This window comes from Pseudomonas sp. S2_C03, from assembly GCF_054668405.1.
On record NZ_CP162766.1, the window covers coordinates 364,553 to 381,411 of the forward strand.

At 61.0% G+C, this 16,859-nt stretch carries 9 protein-coding genes; 7 read left to right on the forward strand and 2 right to left on the reverse strand.

What is annotated here, in order from left to right:
- Positions 1–32: 32 nt before the first annotated feature.
- Entirely contained in the window at positions 33–1,556 is a 1,524-nt protein-coding gene (locus tag AB4N64_RS01710; protein WP_460121456.1) for a fumarate hydratase, read from the reverse strand.
- A gap of 326 nt (positions 1,557–1,882) precedes the next feature.
- Here AB4N64_RS01710 and AB4N64_RS01715 point away from each other — a divergent pair, with 326 nt between their 5' ends.
- The 3 genes from AB4N64_RS01715 to AB4N64_RS01725 are packed head-to-tail and all read left to right on the forward strand — an operon-like array spanning position 1,883 to position 4,696.
- Positions 1,883–2,989 carry a GGDEF domain-containing protein gene (locus AB4N64_RS01715; RefSeq protein ID WP_460121457.1) on the forward strand — a complete coding sequence of 369 codons (1,107 nt, stop codon included), beginning with the start codon at positions 1,883–1,885 and terminating at the stop codon, positions 2,987–2,989.
- A complete protein-coding gene (locus AB4N64_RS01720) occupies positions 2,982–3,917 on the forward strand; it encodes an iron-sulfur-binding ferredoxin reductase (protein WP_460121459.1) in 936 nt (311 codons plus the stop codon). Before AB4N64_RS01715 ends, AB4N64_RS01720 begins: the two co-directional genes overlap by 8 nt.
- A 29-nt stretch (positions 3,918–3,946) precedes the next feature.
- Positions 3,947–4,696, forward strand: coding sequence for an enoyl-CoA hydratase-related protein (locus tag AB4N64_RS01725; protein WP_460121461.1), 750 nt, complete (start codon positions 3,947–3,949; stop codon positions 4,694–4,696).
- A 270-nt stretch (positions 4,697–4,966) separates the two neighbouring features.
- Here AB4N64_RS01725 and pyk read toward each other — a convergent pair whose 3' ends face one another.
- Positions 4,967–6,418 (reverse strand): pyruvate kinase, encoded by a 1,452-nt coding sequence (gene pyk / locus AB4N64_RS01730; RefSeq protein ID WP_460121463.1) that lies wholly within the window; start codon positions 6,416–6,418, stop codon positions 4,967–4,969.
- Between the two features lie 172 nt (positions 6,419–6,590).
- Here pyk and AB4N64_RS01735 point away from each other — a divergent pair, with 172 nt between their 5' ends.
- The 4 genes from AB4N64_RS01735 (at position 6,591) to AB4N64_RS01750 (ending at position 16,838) form a co-directional block, all read left to right on the forward strand.
- Complete coding sequence (locus tag AB4N64_RS01735; RefSeq protein ID WP_460121464.1) at positions 6,591–6,974, forward strand: tetratricopeptide repeat protein; 384 nt, start codon at positions 6,591–6,593, stop codon at positions 6,972–6,974.
- A gap of 234 nt (positions 6,975–7,208) precedes the next feature.
- Complete coding sequence (locus AB4N64_RS01740) at positions 7,209–7,568, forward strand: PilZ domain-containing protein (RefSeq protein ID WP_460121466.1); 360 nt, start codon at positions 7,209–7,211, stop codon at positions 7,566–7,568.
- A gap of 302 nt (positions 7,569–7,870) precedes the next feature.
- Entirely contained in the window at positions 7,871–8,719 is an 849-nt protein-coding gene (locus tag AB4N64_RS01745) for a Tc toxin subunit A (protein ID WP_460121468.1), read from the forward strand.
- A 4,381-nt stretch (positions 8,720–13,100) separates the two neighbouring features.
- Entirely contained in the window at positions 13,101–16,838 is a 3,738-nt protein-coding gene (locus tag AB4N64_RS01750; RefSeq protein WP_460121470.1) for a Tc toxin subunit A-related protein, read from the forward strand.
- Positions 16,839–16,859 lie beyond the last annotated feature (21 nt).

Genomic DNA, 16,859 nt, shown 5'->3' on the forward strand with positions numbered 1-16,859 from the left:
GGCGGGCCGGTTTTCGAGCGTTTCAGTGCAACTTACTGCACTTCCACCGCCAGGCTCTCACTGATCTTTTTCTGCCAGATGGCAGGACCGGTGATATGCACCGACTCACCCTTGCTGTCCACAGCAACGGTGACCGGCATGTCCTTGACCTCAAACTCGTAGATCGCTTCCATGCCCAGCTCGGCGAAGGCCACCACGTGGGATTTCTTGATGGCTTGCGCCACCAGGTAAGCTGCACCGCCCACTGCCATCAGGTAAACGGCCTTGTGGTCCTTGATCGCCTCGATGGCGGTCGGGCCGCGCTCGGATTTGCCGATCATGCCCAACAGACCCGTCTGCTCGAGGATCTGGCGAGTGAACTTGTCCATCCGCGTTGCGGTGGTCGGGCCCGCCGGGCCAACCACTTCTTCGCGCACCGGATCGACCGGGCCGACGTAATAAATGAAACGACCCTTGAGGTCCACCGGCAGGCTTTCGCCTCGGTTCAGCATCTCGACCATGCGCTTGTGCGCGGCGTCGCGACCGGTGAGCATCTTGCCGTTGAGCAGGACGGTTTCGCCCGGCTTCCAGCTCTGCACTTCTTCCGGGGTCAGGGTGTCGAGATTGACACGACGAGCCGACGGGCCGGCTTCCCAGACGATTTCCGGGTAAGCATCCAGCGGCGGCGCTTCCAGCGAAGCCGGGCCGGAACCGTCGAGTACGAAGTGCGCGTGACGGGTGGCGGCGCAGTTGGGGATCATGCACACCGGCAGGGACGCGGCATGGGTCGGGTAATCCATGATCTTCACGTCGAGCACGGTGGTCAGGCCGCCCAGGCCCTGGGCGCCGATGCCCAGTTGGTTGACCTTCTCGAACAGCTCCAGGCGCATTTCTTCGATACGGTTCTGCGGGCCACGGGCCTTGAGCTCATGAATGTCGATGGACTCCATCAACACTTCCTTGGCCATGACCGCGGCTTTTTCGGCGGTGCCGCCGATACCGATGCCGAGCATGCCCGGTGGGCACCAGCCGGCGCCCATGGTCGGAACGGTCTTGAGTACCCAGTCGACGATCGAGTCGGACGGGTTGAGCATGGCCATCTTCGACTTGTTCTCGGAACCGCCGCCCTTGGCCGCCACGTCCACTTCCACGGTATTACCCGGAACGATGGAGTAGTGGATCACCGCCGGGGTGTTGTCCTTGGTGTTCTTGCGAGCGCCCGCCGGGTCGGCGAGGATCGAAGCACGCAGGACGTTTTCCGGCAGGTTGTAGGCGCGACGCACGCCTTCGTTGATCATGTCGTCCAGGCCCATGGTGGCGCCATCCCAGCGCACATCCATGCCCACGCGCACGAATACGGTGACGATGCCGGTGTCCTGGCAGATCGGGCGGTGGCCAGTGGCGCACATGCGCGAGTTGATCAGGATTTGTGCCATCGAATCACGGGCTGCCGGCGACTCTTCGCGCAGGTAGGCCTCGTGCATCGCCTGGATGAAGTCCACGGGATGGTAATAAGAAATGAACTGCAGGGCGTCGGCAACGCTCTGAATCAGGTCGTCTTGCTTGATCACGGTCATGAGTCGCGTTCCTCGATTCTTAAGGCAGCTATGAGCTTTCAGCATCAAGCGGCACGATGAAGCTGTCGGCATACTGCTCTGAGCTTGCTGCTTGAAGCTGAAAGCTTGCAGCCGCTCTTCTGGCTAAAACGGCGCGGCAGTATACCGCGCCCAGGTAGCCGGCACACGTGCCAAGGGTTATTCGTTGGTCGCATAACGGGCGGGTGGGGCTGGACGGCCGGTGGACCAAAAATTGAATGGTCATTTATCCGCCTCGCCACTAAAGTGGCGATCGGTCTGTAGAGCAGGACACTCGATCAGCCTCCTTTAGCACGGTGAGTCAACGATTGACCCATAACGCCATCCAGCGCCTGTTGCTCAAACGATTTGCCCTCGCAGCCGGCACCTATGCCCTGGCCCTGATGTTGCTGTGGCTGGCGTTTTTTACCGGGCATTACCATCAGTCCCTGACGAACGTCGCTGTCGGCAGTGCGCTGGCGTTCATCAGCCAGGCGGCCTTGTTCGCGGTGTTCTACAGCGGCTGGAACCTGCGCTTCAGCGATCCCAGCCTGACCGAAGCCCAGGTATTGCTGGGGCTGGGCTGGCAATCCTGGCTGATCGCCAATCTGGATGAAGCCCGTGGCGCGTTCCTGGTGTTCTACGTGCTGATTCTGTTGTTCGGCCTGTTCCACCTGTCTCGCCGCGCCTTTGCCCGGTGTGCGCTGCTGGTGTTTTTCAGTTTCAGCGCGATCACCTTGTGGGAAGGCTACAACTTCCAGCTGGCGGATCCGGCATTGGCGGCCTTGCAGGCATGCGTGCTGTTGATCGTGCTGGTCTGGCTGGAACTCTATGCGCGGTACGTCCAGGCGTCGCGGCAACGGATGCGCCAGCGCCGGTTCGCCTTGCAAGCGCATCAGGACACCCTGCGGGGGATGATGCGTCAGCTCGAAGACCTGGTCGCCACCGACGAACTGACCGGATTGTTCAACCGCCGGCACTTCCTGCGCCTGGCTTCGCGGGAGCTCGACACCATGGAACCGGGTGTCGCCCATGGTCTGGCGCTGATTGACCTTGACCATTTCAAGCGCATCAACGACGTGCACGGTCACGCTGCGGGCGATCAGGTGCTGCAAGCCTTTGCCGGTGTGGCCAGTGCCTGCTTGCGCGATGGCGATGTGCTGGCCCGTTATGGTGGCGAGGAGTTCGTGGTGCTGCTGCCCGATTGCAGCCCGGAACGCCTGACGGCCTGTTGCGAGCGACTGCGTATCGCGTTTACCGATGTCCAGTTGATCGGCTTGAAGGTGGGTAACCTCAGCCTGTCGGGCGGCATGACCCTGCTGGAGCCGGGTGACGACCTCGATGACGCCTTGCAGCGTGCCGACCAGGCGCTCTATCGGGCCAAACGCGACGGGCGCAATCGTTGTGCCGCGGCCTGGGAGAATGTCGATGCCTGAGTTGCGGGTCGGCGATCGCAGTTGGTCGGTGGCACCGGGCAGCAACCTGCTCGATGCCTTGAATCAAAACGGCGTGGCCGTGCCCTACAGCTGCCGCGCCGGCAGTTGCCATGCGTGCCTGGTGCAATGCAGCCAAGGGTTGCCCAGCGACAACCGGCCCGATGCATTGAGCGTCGAGCAACGCCAGCAAGGCTGGCGCCTGGCGTGTCAATGTCAGGTGATCGAGGATTTGCAGGTGCACGCCTTCGATCCTCTGCAGGACGGACGTCCGGCCGAAGTCGCTGCCGTCGATTGGCTGAGCCGCGACGTATTGCGCCTGCGTCTGACCCCACAACAGCCCTTGCGCTATAGCGCCGGCCAGCATCTGGTGCTGTGGGCGGGACAGGTGGCGCGCCCTTATTCGCTGGCCAGCCTGCCGCAAGAAGATCGCTTTCTGGAGTTCCACCTCGATTGCCGCCAGAGCGGCCAATTCAGTGACGCCGCACGTCAGTTCAGCGTCGGCGACAGCCTGCGCCTGGGCGAGCTGCGCGGTGGCGCCTTGCATTACGACCCCGACTGGGACACTCGGCCGCTTTGGTTGTTGGCGGCCGGCACCGGCCTTGGGCCGTTGTTCGGCGTGTTGCGCGAAGCCTTGCGCCAGGATCACCAGGGCGACATCCGCGTGATTCACCTGGCCCATGATGCGCAAGGGCATTATCTGGCCAAACCCTTGCAGGCCATGGCCGCCAGTCGCCCGAACCTCAGTGTCGAGCTGTGGACGTCGACCGAGTTGCCGGCGGCTTTGGCGCAACTGCGGCTTGTTTCCCGGCAAACCCTGGCCTTACTCTGCGGGTCCCCCGACAGCGTCGACGCCTTCGCCCGGCGCCTGTATCTGGCGGGACTGCCGCGCAACCAACTGCTGGCCGACGTCTTCCTGCCTCGCGGTTGAGCGCTGACCTTTCAGACGCGAGACCTTCCATGACCGATGCCATCCAGATCGAACGCGAACGCGGCCTGCTGACCCTGCGCCTGAACCGGCCCGATAAAAAGAACGCCCTGACCCGCGCCATGTACAGCCAATTGGGCGAGGCGTTGAGGCAGGCGGATGCCGACTCGGACATCAATGCCGTTCTGATCAGCGGCTCCAGTGAGTGCTTCACCGCCGGCAACGACATCGCCGACTTCCTCCAGGAACCGCCAAGCAGCCTCGACAGCCCGGTGTTCCGCTTCATGCTGGCGCTGCTCGAATGCCGCAAACCGGTGGTCGCGGCAGTGGCCGGGGCCGCCGTGGGCATCGGCACGACGCTGTTGCTGCATTGCGACCTGGTGTATGTCAGCCGGGACGCGCGACTGCGCATGCCGTTCGTCAACCTCGGTTTGTGCCCGGAGTTCGGTTCCAGCCTGATCCTGCCGCGCCTGCTTGGGCACGCCAAGGCGGCTGAGTTGTTGTTGCTCGGCGAAGGTTTTAATGGTGAGCAGGCGGCGGCTTGGGGCATCGCGTCCGAAGCCCTGGGCAGTGGCGAAGAAGCATTGGCCCGGGCGCGGGAGATGGCCCTGCGATTCGAGTCCTTGCCGCCGGACGCGGTGCGCATCAGCAAACAACTGATGAAGGCGCTGGACCGCGAGCCTCTGCGCAAGGCAATAGAAGAGGAGGGCGCGCTCTTTATTCAACGGTTGCGCTCGCCGGAGGCGGTGGCGGCGTTGTCGGGGTTTATCAACAAGCGCTGAATCCTCGTCGGCTGGGGCCCCTGTTCCTGTAGGAGCGAGTTCACTCGCGATGGTCGTCAACGATAACGCTGGCCGCCTGACACCACTCGGTGCCTGTGCCTCCATCGCGACGGTTCGACGCCTCGACATATTCGCTCCTACAGGAGTCGCGTCGTTCACAAATCTCATGTGGGAGCCTGCTCGCGATGAGGCCAACACATCATCAGAACCATAAAACAAAAAGCCCCGCCATTCACATGGCGGGGCTTTGTTTTTTCAGCAACCGGTCACTCAGACCATCGGGTCGCCAACGTGCAGGATCTTCATGCCGTTGGTGCCACCAATGGTGTTGTAGCTGTCGCCCTTGGTCAGGATGACCCAGTCGCCTTGCTCCACCACACCGCGCTTGAGCAGCTCGTCGATGGCCGCCTGGCTGACCTGGCTTGGTGGCAGGGAGGCAGGGTCGAACGGAATGGTGTACACGCCGCGGAACAAGGCCGGACGGGCCTGGGCTTCACGATGCGGGGTGAACGCATAGATGGGCACCGAGGAGCGGATACGCGACATGATCAGCGGGGTGTAGGCGCTTTCGGTCAGTGCGATGATCGCTTTCACGCCCGGGAAGTGGTTGGCGGTGTACATGGTCGCCAGGGCGATGCTTTCGTCGCAGCGCTCGAAGGTCTTGCCGATGCGGTGGCTGGAGGTCTTGCCGGTTGGGTGCTTTTCGGCACCGACGCAGATGCGCGCCATGGCCTGCACGGCTTCCAGCGGGTACTGGCCAGCGGCACTCTCGGCCGAGAGCATCACGGCGTCGGTGTAGTCGAGCACGGCGTTGGCTACGTCGGACACTTCGGCGCGCGTCGGCATCGGGTTCTGGATCATCGACTCCATCATCTGGGTCGCCACGATCACGGCCTTGTTGTGACGACGGGCGTGCAGGATGATCTTTTTCTGGATGCCCACCAGCTCGGCGTCGCCGATTTCCACGCCCAGGTCACCACGGGCCACCATCACGGCGTCGGAAGCCTTGATCAGGCCGTCGAGGGTTTCGTCGTCGGCCACGGCTTCGGCGCGTTCGATCTTCGCGACCAGCCAGGCGGTGCCGCCGGCTTCGTCGCGCAGTTGGCGGGCGTATTCCATGTCGGCTGCGTCACGCGGGAAGGACACGGCGAGGTAGTCGACTTCCATCTCGGCGGCGAGCTTGATGTCGGCCTTGTCCTTCTCGGTCAGGGCAGGGGCAGTCAGGCCGCCACCACGACGGTTGATGCCCTTGTGGTCCGACAGCGGACCGCCAATGGTCACGACGCAATGGAGTTCGGTGGCGGTGGCGGTTTCGACGCGCATCACTACGCGGCCGTCGTCGAGCAGCAGCTCGTCGCCCACGCCGCAATCCTTGACCAGGTCCGGGTAGTCGATGCCGACGACCTGCTGGTTGCCTTCAGTCAAAGGATGGCTGGTGGAGAAGGTGAACTTGTCACCGATCTTCAGCTCGATCTTCTTGTTGGCGAATTTGGCGATACGGATTTTCGGACCTTGCAGGTCACCCAGCAGGGCGACGAAGCGACCGTGTTTGGCCGCCAGGTCCCGCACCAGCTTCGCGCGAGCCTTGTGCTCGTCGGGCGTGCCGTGGGAAAAGTTCAGGCGGGCGACGTCCAGGCCAGCCAGGATCAGCTGTTCCAGTACTTCCGGCGAGTTACTGGCCGGGCCAAGGGTAGCGACGATTTTGGTACGACGGACGGACATGCAAAGACTCCTGAGTTCAAGCGCTGAGTGAGGCTACTATGCTCTTGGGGTGTAGTCATTGTTCATGTGCACTACTTATTCGTTTGTTGATTGAACCGGGTACATTAGATGACCGGCAGCCTGAAGATTTCCGTCGACGGGTCGATACAGAGCTCAAGACAGGAGAACCCCCATGCGATTCATGCCCATAGCCGCCCTTGCCCTCGCCGTAGTCAGCGTTACGGGCTGCACCCGTTGGTCGATGAACCATCATTTGAATAACGCCTACAGCGCCTACGAGCGTGGCAATTGCGAACAGGTGACACTCGAATTGTCCAAAGTTGATCGTGCCAGCCGCGCGCGGTCATACGTGTGGCCGGAAGTGTCGATGCTGCGCGGTTTGTGTCTGGAGCGACAAAAACTGTTCGTGGACGCGGGGCAGACTTACCAGTTCATCATCGCTTCGTACCCGCAGAGCGAATACGCCTACCGTGCCCAGGCGCGGCTGGATACCTTGCAATCGCTGGGACATTTCCCGTTGCGAAGTGCCGCCGTGGTGCGTCCGACGCGGTTCTGATTGGGCTTGTCATTCAAAGCTGGCTCACCGGCAAGGGTGAGCTATAGTCCAATTATCCGGCTCTCAAGCGTGGCTTGCGGACCGAGGCAACACCTGTGATCGGCAGGAGTAAGCGACAGCGCCGTATCGACTGTCGCACCGTGACCGGGGAGAGCGCGCCAATGCCTTCAAAGGCAGGCCCGTTCCGAAGTGATAGTGCGGCCTCTCTCGGGGGCCTTGCATGGCGAACCCAACATGTCCTCTGACCGCCGGATCGAGCGGCATCAACTGCCGTATTTTCTCAGAGTGTTCAACAGCGTTACCGACAAGCCGATCGGATTTCTGGGCAACGTCTCTGAAGACGGGCTGATGCTCATCAGCCAGTTGCCGATGATGATTGGCGCCGATTTTGAGTTGCGCTTGAAGATCCCCTTGCCTGATGGTCGTTTGCAGGTGGTTGACCTTGGCGCCTGTTGCCTATGGTGCCATGAAGACGCCACCCCCCTGCATTACGACGCCGGGTTCCGCTTGCAGTGGGCCGCGCCGGAGTTCGCGGATCTGGTGCAGGCGTTGAGGCGCTATTTCAGTTTTCAGCCGCTGTCGGCTTCTGCGTGACCTGATTCCGCCCCAGACGTTCTCGCAGTGACTGACGTCGCGTTCATCGTTCGACGCGACGAATTCCTGGCTGAACAGTTTTTTCTTGCCCGCCGTCCCCCGCGTATCGAACGCGTTCCCCGGCCCTGCGCCACGGGGCTTCCCCCTCGTTCTCATGCCTGTTTTCTGTCCCCGGTAACACCTACCGCCCGTCGGCACTGTCAGTTCTCACAGGTGTGGCGTTTTCAATGCCCGGCGTACAAAGGTCGTGCGTACCAAAACCCTTCGCCTTTACCGGCGCCGCCCCTGGCAGGAGAACGACAGTGAGAAAGGCGATCACCAACCCATCGCTGCAGCAACTGCTCGACTCCGTGCCCACGAAACGAGGCGCCAGGACTCGCGCGAAATGCAGCGAATACATCGAGAAGGGCGGCTCGGTGTTCGGCATCCTGAAGATGGATCACCAGAGCCTGGAAGAGACCTTCGGGGTGGCCGGTGATGACGTGCAGGCCCTGCGCGACAAAGCCGCGAGCCTGGCGCTGTACGCCGCCCGGCAGTTTCGTGAACAGCGGCTGGTGAGGCAGGGGCCGGAAAACCCGCTGCACCGCTCCGGCGCCAGGGCGGTGATGGAAATGCCCAATTTCAATGATCTGTTCGGACCGAAGTGGGAGGGGGCCAGCCCGCCGAACACCATGAGTGCGAACAACTTCGCGGTTGCCTATTTCGTGCATCTGATCACGCTGGCACGGGACCTGGAGGCGCGGGCGGCGGGTGGCGCCGGACTGGTCACGCTGGACACGCGACGCCCCGATCTGGCCAACATGGTCATCGACGCCAAGGCCACTTTCCAGGTAAAACCGACGGTCAAGCTGTTCAACGAAATACTGGAAAACATCATCGAGGCCTACCTGGCGCCCGCGCTTGAAGACAACAATCAGGTGGTCGATGACGTGCTCCGGGTGACGCGCTTTCCCCCCGGTCGATGCCGTTCGAGTGGTACAAGGAGCAATATACCCGGGTGCTGGACCAGAACCGGATATTGCTGGGCCATGTCGTTCGCGCCATCGACCCTCCCGCACCGTACTTCAAGCAGCCTGGCGTGCGCGGGGCGTTGTCGGATAATGCGCTGCAGTTGTCGTGCAAACTCGGGCCGCAACAGCAGCAATTGTTGACCGAGCGCTTCGTGGTCGCCGGTAACGAAGCGAAATTCTACCTGGATAACTTCAATTCCACGGCGGCCAAACTGCTCGACTCGGTGTATTTCTGCGCCAAGGCCGATATCGACGCGCTGAGGTTGACCCAGTTGCTGTCGATTGAAACTTTCGCGCCGACCCGATCCCCCAACGTTCCGGTCGCAGCACCGACCCCCAGTGAGTTTGGCTCGACCTACATCAACTCCGGCAACACCAAGTCGATCGACTTGTCCGCGCCTGTCGAGGGTTCGACCCGTCAGTTCCTCAACATTACGCTCACCGGCATGGACCGGATCAACCGGATGCTGCGCTTGAGCCGTTGGCTGGACTTGCCGCCCTACGAAGTCGATCGCTTTCTTTGGGCCTGTCACCATGCCGAGATCCGCGGCGAAACGGTCGACCCCGCAGCCCGGGCCAAGGCAATGGCGGAAAAGCCGATCAAAATCACCAACAACACCCTGCGTGCGCTCGGCCTGTTCCGCGAGTTTCAGTTGCTGTTCCGTTGCACGATTGATCAGTTCGTCGTGCTGATCGACGAAATTCTTCCCTTTGGCATAGGTGACGCACCACCGCAGTTCGACCAGATCTTCAACCAGGAAGGCCTGTTCGATACCCCGCTGAAGGCCGATGGGCGTTTTTTCTTCATCGAACCGAAAACCCGCGACGATATACGCATAGTCGATCAGATTTGCCGGCCTCTGGGCTTCAACCTGGAGGTCTGGCGCTACCTCTCGCGTTTCGTCGCCAAGAGCTACAACTTCACCGACGAACTGCCGTGCAGTCTGCCAGTGCTGTCGTCGTTTTACCGCCTGGCCCTGCTCGCTTCCTTTTTCCGGCTCAACCCGATCGAACTGGCAGCCTTGCTCGAACTTTTGAGTGAGCGAGGGGCCAGCGAGGTGCTGCAACGTATTCTTGGCGAGTCGCGCCTGTTGATCAGCGGTACCAGCGGCGTGGGCGATGTATTGAGCGTGATGCACGCGGCGCAGTCCTGTGCCCAGTGGCTCAAGGACAATAACCTGAGCGTGCCCTGGCTGGTCGCGCAGGTGAAAGAGGTCGTGACGCCGCCCATCGCGACGGATGGAGAAATCACCCTGATCCAGGAGATGTACACCCGAGTGCAGCCAACCCTGTTGTCGGAAAGCGTTTTCCGCGCAGCGGGCATCGGGCTGAGCGATGACGCCGAAACGACCGAATGGATGGCCTTGCTCGGTCAATTGGTCGATGAAAAGGGCCTGATATCGAGCCTGACCAACGACGAGAGTGATTACACACGGGTGGTCGCCGAAGTTGAAGCGGCGATGGAGCAGGCCGGTATTTCCCCCAGCGATGAGGAGCGGGTACGTACAGTCCTGGTCGCGGCGGTGTTGCAGGCGCGTGATGCGCAAATCGCCGTGGTCGTGGAAAGCCTGGCGACGATGTTGAAGTGCGCCCAGGACCAGGTGCTGCCGCTGCTCAAATGGGTCGACACCGGCGGCGTCTATGTGCTGCTCAAGGAAACCGTGCGCGCCCTCGAGGAAGTGAACCTGCCCACCGACAGGATCAACCTCGGCGACCGTGTGCTCAACCTGCTCGGGCACCTGACCCGGCGCGCCGAGGTGGCGAGCAAACTGGCGTTGACGTCGGCCATGCTGGCGACCCTGACCACCGCGAGGAACTTCGAATGGTTCGGCCTGCAGGATGCGCAGAACCTCAATCTGGCAACGCTGTACAAACTGACCCAGTTTCAGCGGGCAGTGAAGCACACCGGGCAGCCGGCGGAAAAACTCCTCAACTACCTGAGAATGGTCAACAGCCTGCCGCTGGCCCTCACGCCCGAGGATGAACGGCTGATCCGCGACTCCGCCGCGACGCAACTGGCGCAAGTGCTGAACTGGGGCGTGCGGGAAGTCATCGAGTGCATTCTCTACCTGGGCAAGTTGGTGATCCGCGATACCGACGATATCGACACGCTGCTGCGCATCCGCGAGTTGGCCACCCGCACCAAGCTGGATGCCAAGGCCCTGATTCAACTGGGCCTGCTTACCCACAACAGTGACAAGGATGCTTACCGCACCGCCGCGGAGCGTGTCATGGAAGTGCTGTCCGGCGCCGCGTTCGAGGGGCAAATCCAGGAGGTCGGCGAGGTCGGCCAGAGCGTGACCCACGAAATCAGGTGCATCAACGACACCCTGATCGCCAACATGAAAGGCCAGGTGGCCCTGATCGAGGTGTGGATACGCGACCTGGCGGGCAACCCCATGTCGAACATTACCATCACCTGGGAAGCGAACCGTCCCGGCTTGCTGCAACAACGGTCCACCACCGACAACGACGGACGTGCCGTGGTGCACTTCCAGCCCGAGGTTTCCAAATGGCAGGGCGAGGTGCTGGTCACGGCCCGCTATGGTCTGGATATGAAAGCTGTTGGGCCGACGATCTTTGTCGCAAGCGATGAACTGACCTTGGGCTTCACCCCCGGAGGCACGCCGAACCCTCGCCCCGACGAACAATTCCTTGCCGGTGGCAAGGAAAGCTTCCCGGTCCATGTGATTCTGATGGACCACTACGAGAACCCTGGTATCGGACGCACCGTGACCTTTACCGGCGATGGGCTCACCGCCACACCGCCCAGCACGACAACCGATGAAAAGGGCATTGCCAGCACCCTCGTCACCAGTATGGTGCCCATCAGCGACGCGATCCTGGTGGCCACTTACGCCAGCAAGGACGCCAGGGTCATCACCAACATCGACTTTATCGACAGCCCCTCGATCACCCGCCTGGAGGTGGCTTCGGTCGCGCTGGTCGGGCAACCGATGCTGCTTCACTGCCATGTAGTGCGCCTGGACAAAACGCCGGCGCCGGGTGTGGAGGTCAAGCTGTATGCCGGGGCGGGTACGACCCCGATCGGTACGGCCACCACCAACCCGGATGGCATCGCCGAGTTCACCGTAGCGGCGCCGGCCGCCGGTAAGCAGGCCTACACTGCCAAGGTCAGCATGGACGAGCAGCAGATCGAGGTCGACGTCGCACCGACGGCGGTGATCCATGGGGAATCGGCGCGGCCCGAATTTCCCGGGGTGGGCACTCCCCACCTGTTGTTCGTCACGGTCCGGCAGGCGAACAACAACCAGTCGCCGCCGGTGCCCAATTGTGACGTGGAGTGGAGTTACACGGGGCCCGGCCCGGCCTCGACGCCGGTCAATATCCCGACCGGCAGTGACGGGCAATCCACCTATGCGTTTGTGGGCGAGGTCGCCGGTGATTACGTGGTGACGGCCGATCGCAAGACCGTCGCGGCGGAAAAGCGCACGTTCAACGTCAAGGTGGTCCCGGCCATTGCCTGGGAATGGGAAATGGTCGAAGCACCTGCCGGGGCCGTGGTCGCCCAGACCTCTGCCAGCGCACCGCTGGAGTTTATCCGTGGCCGGGATTACATCCTCACCATCAAGATGCCCACGGGCATGGACCTCAATGGCGCGCTCGGCATGCTGGCGTTCGAGGGGGCGCTGTCGGCGAAGGCCTTGGGCATGGACATCGAACCACGGGAAGGGGCCGTCGTCGCCATCGGCGCGCAGACCAGCCTGCAGTGGCGCATCAACTGTCGGGACCTGCGTAATGGCACGTTCAGGCTGATCTTTTCCTGCGACCGGTTCAGCCAGCACCTGGCGCTGGACGCCCGCCTGGGGACGCCGGCGCCGGTGCTGCTGTCCCCGGTCAATGGTGCCCCGAAAGTCGAGGTTCAACCCTTGCTGCACGGCACGGGCACCCGCTCGGCGCAGATCATCATCTACGGTGGCGCCGGCGCGGTATTGGCCAGGACCAGCGTGGACGCCGATGGCAAGTGGGCCGTGAGGTTTGCCGAGAAGCTGTCACCGGGGCCGCATACGTTCGTGGTGACGCAGCGCAACATTGATGCGACCGAATCTTCGGCGGCGCCTGTGCAGGTGACGGTGGTGGCTGGCTATGCCCTTCCTGTGCAAGTCCTGTCGCCACTCTCGAACAGTGTGGTTCCTGTTCAATCCTGGCTTACAGGTTTGGGCATGCCTGGGGTGGAGATCAGGATAGTGAAGGCGGGGGACGATAAAACGATCTATGCGCAAGGTACGGTCAATGCGGATGGTCGTTGGCGAATCCAGTTCAAGCCAGAGTTCGGACCAGCCGTATACAACTGCAATGGCGCGTTTTACATCAACGACACGCAGGTGTCGGGGTGGATGAATCCGGCCTACAAGATAACGCTTATCGCCAGAAGCCAATCATGAACACAGGGTGAAATAGCCTGATCGATCTGGCCATTTCGCCACGCCAGTCAATCCAGGCGTCTGCCGTTCGTCTCGAGTCACTGCCGGATGCACACCGCATTCCAGGGGTTATCAAAGTGAACACAACCGTCATTGGTACATTGCAGGAACTGCGTTGCTGCGCCCTCGCCGATTACTTTCTGGGGCAGATGGCGCCGAACATGGAGGTGACCAAGCCTCTGGAGCTTTCCTCGGTCGAGGACCTGTACGCCTACCTGCTGCTGGACACGCAAATCGGCCAGCAACCGGAATCATCGGCCCTGGCCGAAGCGATCGCGGCGGTGCAACAGTATCTGAATGCGATCTACCACAGCATGGAACCTGGTCATACCCATGACTTCAGCAAGGATGAGCTGGATACCTGGCGCATCAGTCGCAGCAACATAGCCAACTGGGCCGGTTTTGAAATGCTGAAACAGGATCCGGAGATCTATATAGACCCGACGTTGCGGCTGAACAAGTCCGAGTCCTTCAAGGAGCTGGAAAACAACATGGCCCAGGGTGGGCTCGAAGAAACGTTCGTCCAGAAGGCATTGTCTGGCCATCTGACGAAATTCAGTGAGTTGTGCAACCTGGCGATGGTTTCAGGGTATATCGACAGCGTCAACGGCACCGACCCCGGCAAGGGCAACAACTTCAAGTACGCGGATTACTACCTGATTGGCCAGAAACGGGTCCAGCCTTTCTCCTATTACTGGCGCAAGGCCGAGGTCGAATTGAATGAGCAGAGTACTTTTCTCTCGCCGGCCGCCTGGGATGAGTGGAAGGAAGTAAAAATTCCCACCTCCCAGCACATGCTCGGCTTGCGCCCTGTAATGGTTGGCCCTCTTCTGATGGTGGTGTGGGTCGAAGCCGAAGAGCTCGAGGATCAGGAGCACTTTCTCGGTGATCTGATTGTCAGGATTCTCGGAGGGTGGACATACAAAATACAGGTCAGCTATCGCGACATGAGTGGCGAATGGAAAGTTCCGATGACCCTTAGCCAGGGACGGTTCAAACACGAGCGTGGCGCACCTGTGCAGTTGGTGGTCACGCAGTTCGTTGGGACCCAGGTAAAGCCTGAACCCACATTGCAAGTCTGTTTTGCCCCGAGCGTATTGGGCAATGGTGATACACCGCAACGCTTCTATGCCGCTATCGACAAGCTGTTCAAACCGGTGACACCTGAAAAAGTGCTGCTCAATGAACTACTCAAAGGGGACTTTGCTGCGCCGGAAACGTTGCAATACAACGTGGCCAATGCCACGGTCGTTGCCAAAACTCCCACCATCAGGGAAGAGGCATCCGGTGCTCAATTTCTCGATCTCACGCTGTTGAAAATTGAAGGTGTCAAAGAGGTACGCCTCAACTCCCTGTTCGGGACGGAACTGGTGGCAAAAGCCGCCATCTCCATAGACGAACTCCTGTCCCTGGCCACCCAGAACACCCTTGAACCCAAACCGGGTGCACCCACCGAAGGGGTGCCCATCGACTTCAACAGCGCCCACGGTACCTTCTATTGGGAGCTGTTTTTTCACATGGTGTTCCTCATCGCCTGCCGGTTGCGCGACGAGGGCAAATACCTGGAGTCGCAGCGCTGGTTTCACTACATCTTCAACCCGCACATCCGTACCCCACGGCCCGGCGAGACCGTACCACTGGCCCAATACTGGCAGTGCCGGGTCTTGCTGGAAGAGGGCCTTCCGGATTTTGAATCCAAGGGCCTGGTTAACCCGGATGCCATCGCCTTCGCCGACCGTATCCACTACCGCAAGGCGGTTTTCATCCACTACGTGCGTTGCATCCTCGCCCATGCCGACTCGCTGTATCGACAGTTGACCCGCGACAGTCTGACGGCGGCAAAACTGCAATACATGCGCGCCCTGGCACTGATGGGCCCGGAGCCCACCGCGAAGGCCATTGACCATTGGGTGCCACGGTCGGCCAACGAGATTCTCGAGACCAAGGCCCAGGGTCTCTCCTCCCTGGAAACCTATGCCGCCGCGCTCTCGGTCAACATCGGGGATCTGCCGCCGCGGATCGCAGGCACGGCGGATTACACGATTCTGGAACTGGATGTCTTCCGCCCCTTTGCCAACCCAGAGGTGCTGAACCTTTGGAAGTACATCAAAGAGTGCCTGTTCAACATGCGGCACAACCTGACGATCGACGGCAAGGAAATGAATCTGGCCTTGTATGAAAATCCGACCCATCCTACTCAGTTGATGATGGCGCAGGCCGGTGGTTCATGGGGCGCGATACGCAATGCCGGCGGCTGGAAGAGCATTCCGCACTACCGGTTCCGGCCGTTGCTGGCCATCGCCCAAAATGCGGTGCAGATGCTGATCGGCTATGGCCGGGAAGTCCGGCTGCTGATGGAGGCCGGTGATCGGGCAGAACAGGAAGAAATGATCCAGATGCATGGCGCAGAGCTGTCAGCCTATGCCATCGACATTCAGGAACAGTCGATCGACCAGATCAAGGCGTCGTTGAAGGGTTTGGAAGAAAGCAAGAAGGTGGTGGAGGAGCGTGCGCAGCATTACCAGAACCTTGATGAAAGCAGGCTGGTCGCTGCAGAAATCAAGGCGGACGATAAGGTTCTGGATGCCAAATACACGCTGTTCGCGGTGCAAGCGGCGCAAACTGCAGAAGGCGTTGCGGACAGCGTACCGAACATGTTCGGTTTGGTTAGTGGTGGCATGAGGCTGGGTGCCGCACTCCGTGCAGTCGGCGCGGTCGCGGGCCTTTTCTCCACGGGGTTTTCCATTGATGCCGAGTCTCTGCACAAGAGCGCTTATTACTTGCGTCGGTCACAGGAGTGGAAATTCGCGTCGAGACAGGCCAGGAGCGAAATGCAAGTACTCGACCAGCAGATCCTCGCCATGCAGCACTCGCTCACCGGCGCCACGGCCAGCCTGGCGCAGACCCGCAGGGCGCATGCCCAGGCGGAAGCGGTGCTGAGCTTTTACAAGACCCGCTCGACCAATCGCGAGCTCTACCGTTATTTGCTCGGGCAGATGTCCACCCTGTTCTTCCAGGCCTACGACAATGTTTTTGCGATGTGCAAGATGGCGGAGTCCGCTTGGCAATACGAGCTGGGCGATTACCAGTCGCAGTTCGTGCAGGGGGGCGCGTGGAGCGACAAGCTGCATGGCCTGGGTTCGGGGGAAATTCTGCAGGGCGATCTGGCCCGTATGGAGCGGCGGTACCTGGAGCGTAATGAGCGGCGGCTGGAGCTGACCAAGACCATCTCCCTGCGCCAGTTGTTCGAACGGGGCGTGTTCGGGCCGGAAACGCAATGGCCTGATGTCATTGCTGCGCTCATCGCAGGAAAAGTCGATTTTGAGTTGCCGCAACGGCTCTTCGACGAGGATTACCCGGGTCATTACTGCCGAACGGTCGTCACGGCTTCACTGTCGGTGCCGGTAGTGCTCGGTCCTTATGACGACTTGAAAGCGACGCTGACCCAACTGCGCAGCGTCACGGCCCTGGAGCCCAATCCCGACAGTCTGCCTTATCTGTATCGCGAGGAAGGTCACGAACTGCCGCCGCCGGACGTCGTGTTGAACCTGCGTAATAACCAGCAGATTGCGATCAGCACCGGCGTGGATGATGCCGGTATGCATCAGATGTCGATGTCTGATGACGGGCGTTACTTCGCCTTCGAAGGCACGGGTGCAGACAGCACATGGCGCCTGGAATTTCCGCGCTCGAATACGCAGGAACAACAGAAGATCATTAACAGCATGACGGACGTGATCATGCACCTGCGCTATACCGCGAAGGTGGGTGGGCCGGCATACAAAGCGGCGGTGCTGGAAAAACTTGAAGGTTGATGACTGCCGCCCGATGGAAAT

Coding starts and splice junctions, on each gene's coding strand:
- AB4N64_RS01740 (WP_460121466.1), top strand. CDS start 7,209: ATGTCCTCTGACCGCCGGATCGAGCGGCATCAACTGCCGTATTTTCTC.
- AB4N64_RS01735 (WP_460121464.1), top strand. CDS start 6,591: ATGCGATTCATGCCCATAGCCGCCCTTGCCCTCGCCGTAGTCAGCGTT.
- AB4N64_RS01725 (WP_460121461.1), top strand. CDS start 3,947: ATGACCGATGCCATCCAGATCGAACGCGAACGCGGCCTGCTGACCCTG.
- AB4N64_RS01710 (WP_460121456.1), bottom strand. CDS start 1,556: ATGACCGTGATCAAGCAAGACGACCTGATTCAGAGCGTTGCCGACGCC.
- pyk (WP_460121463.1), bottom strand. CDS start 6,418: ATGTCCGTCCGTCGTACCAAAATCGTCGCTACCCTTGGCCCGGCCAGT.
- AB4N64_RS01720 (WP_460121459.1), top strand. CDS start 2,982: ATGCCTGAGTTGCGGGTCGGCGATCGCAGTTGGTCGGTGGCACCGGGC.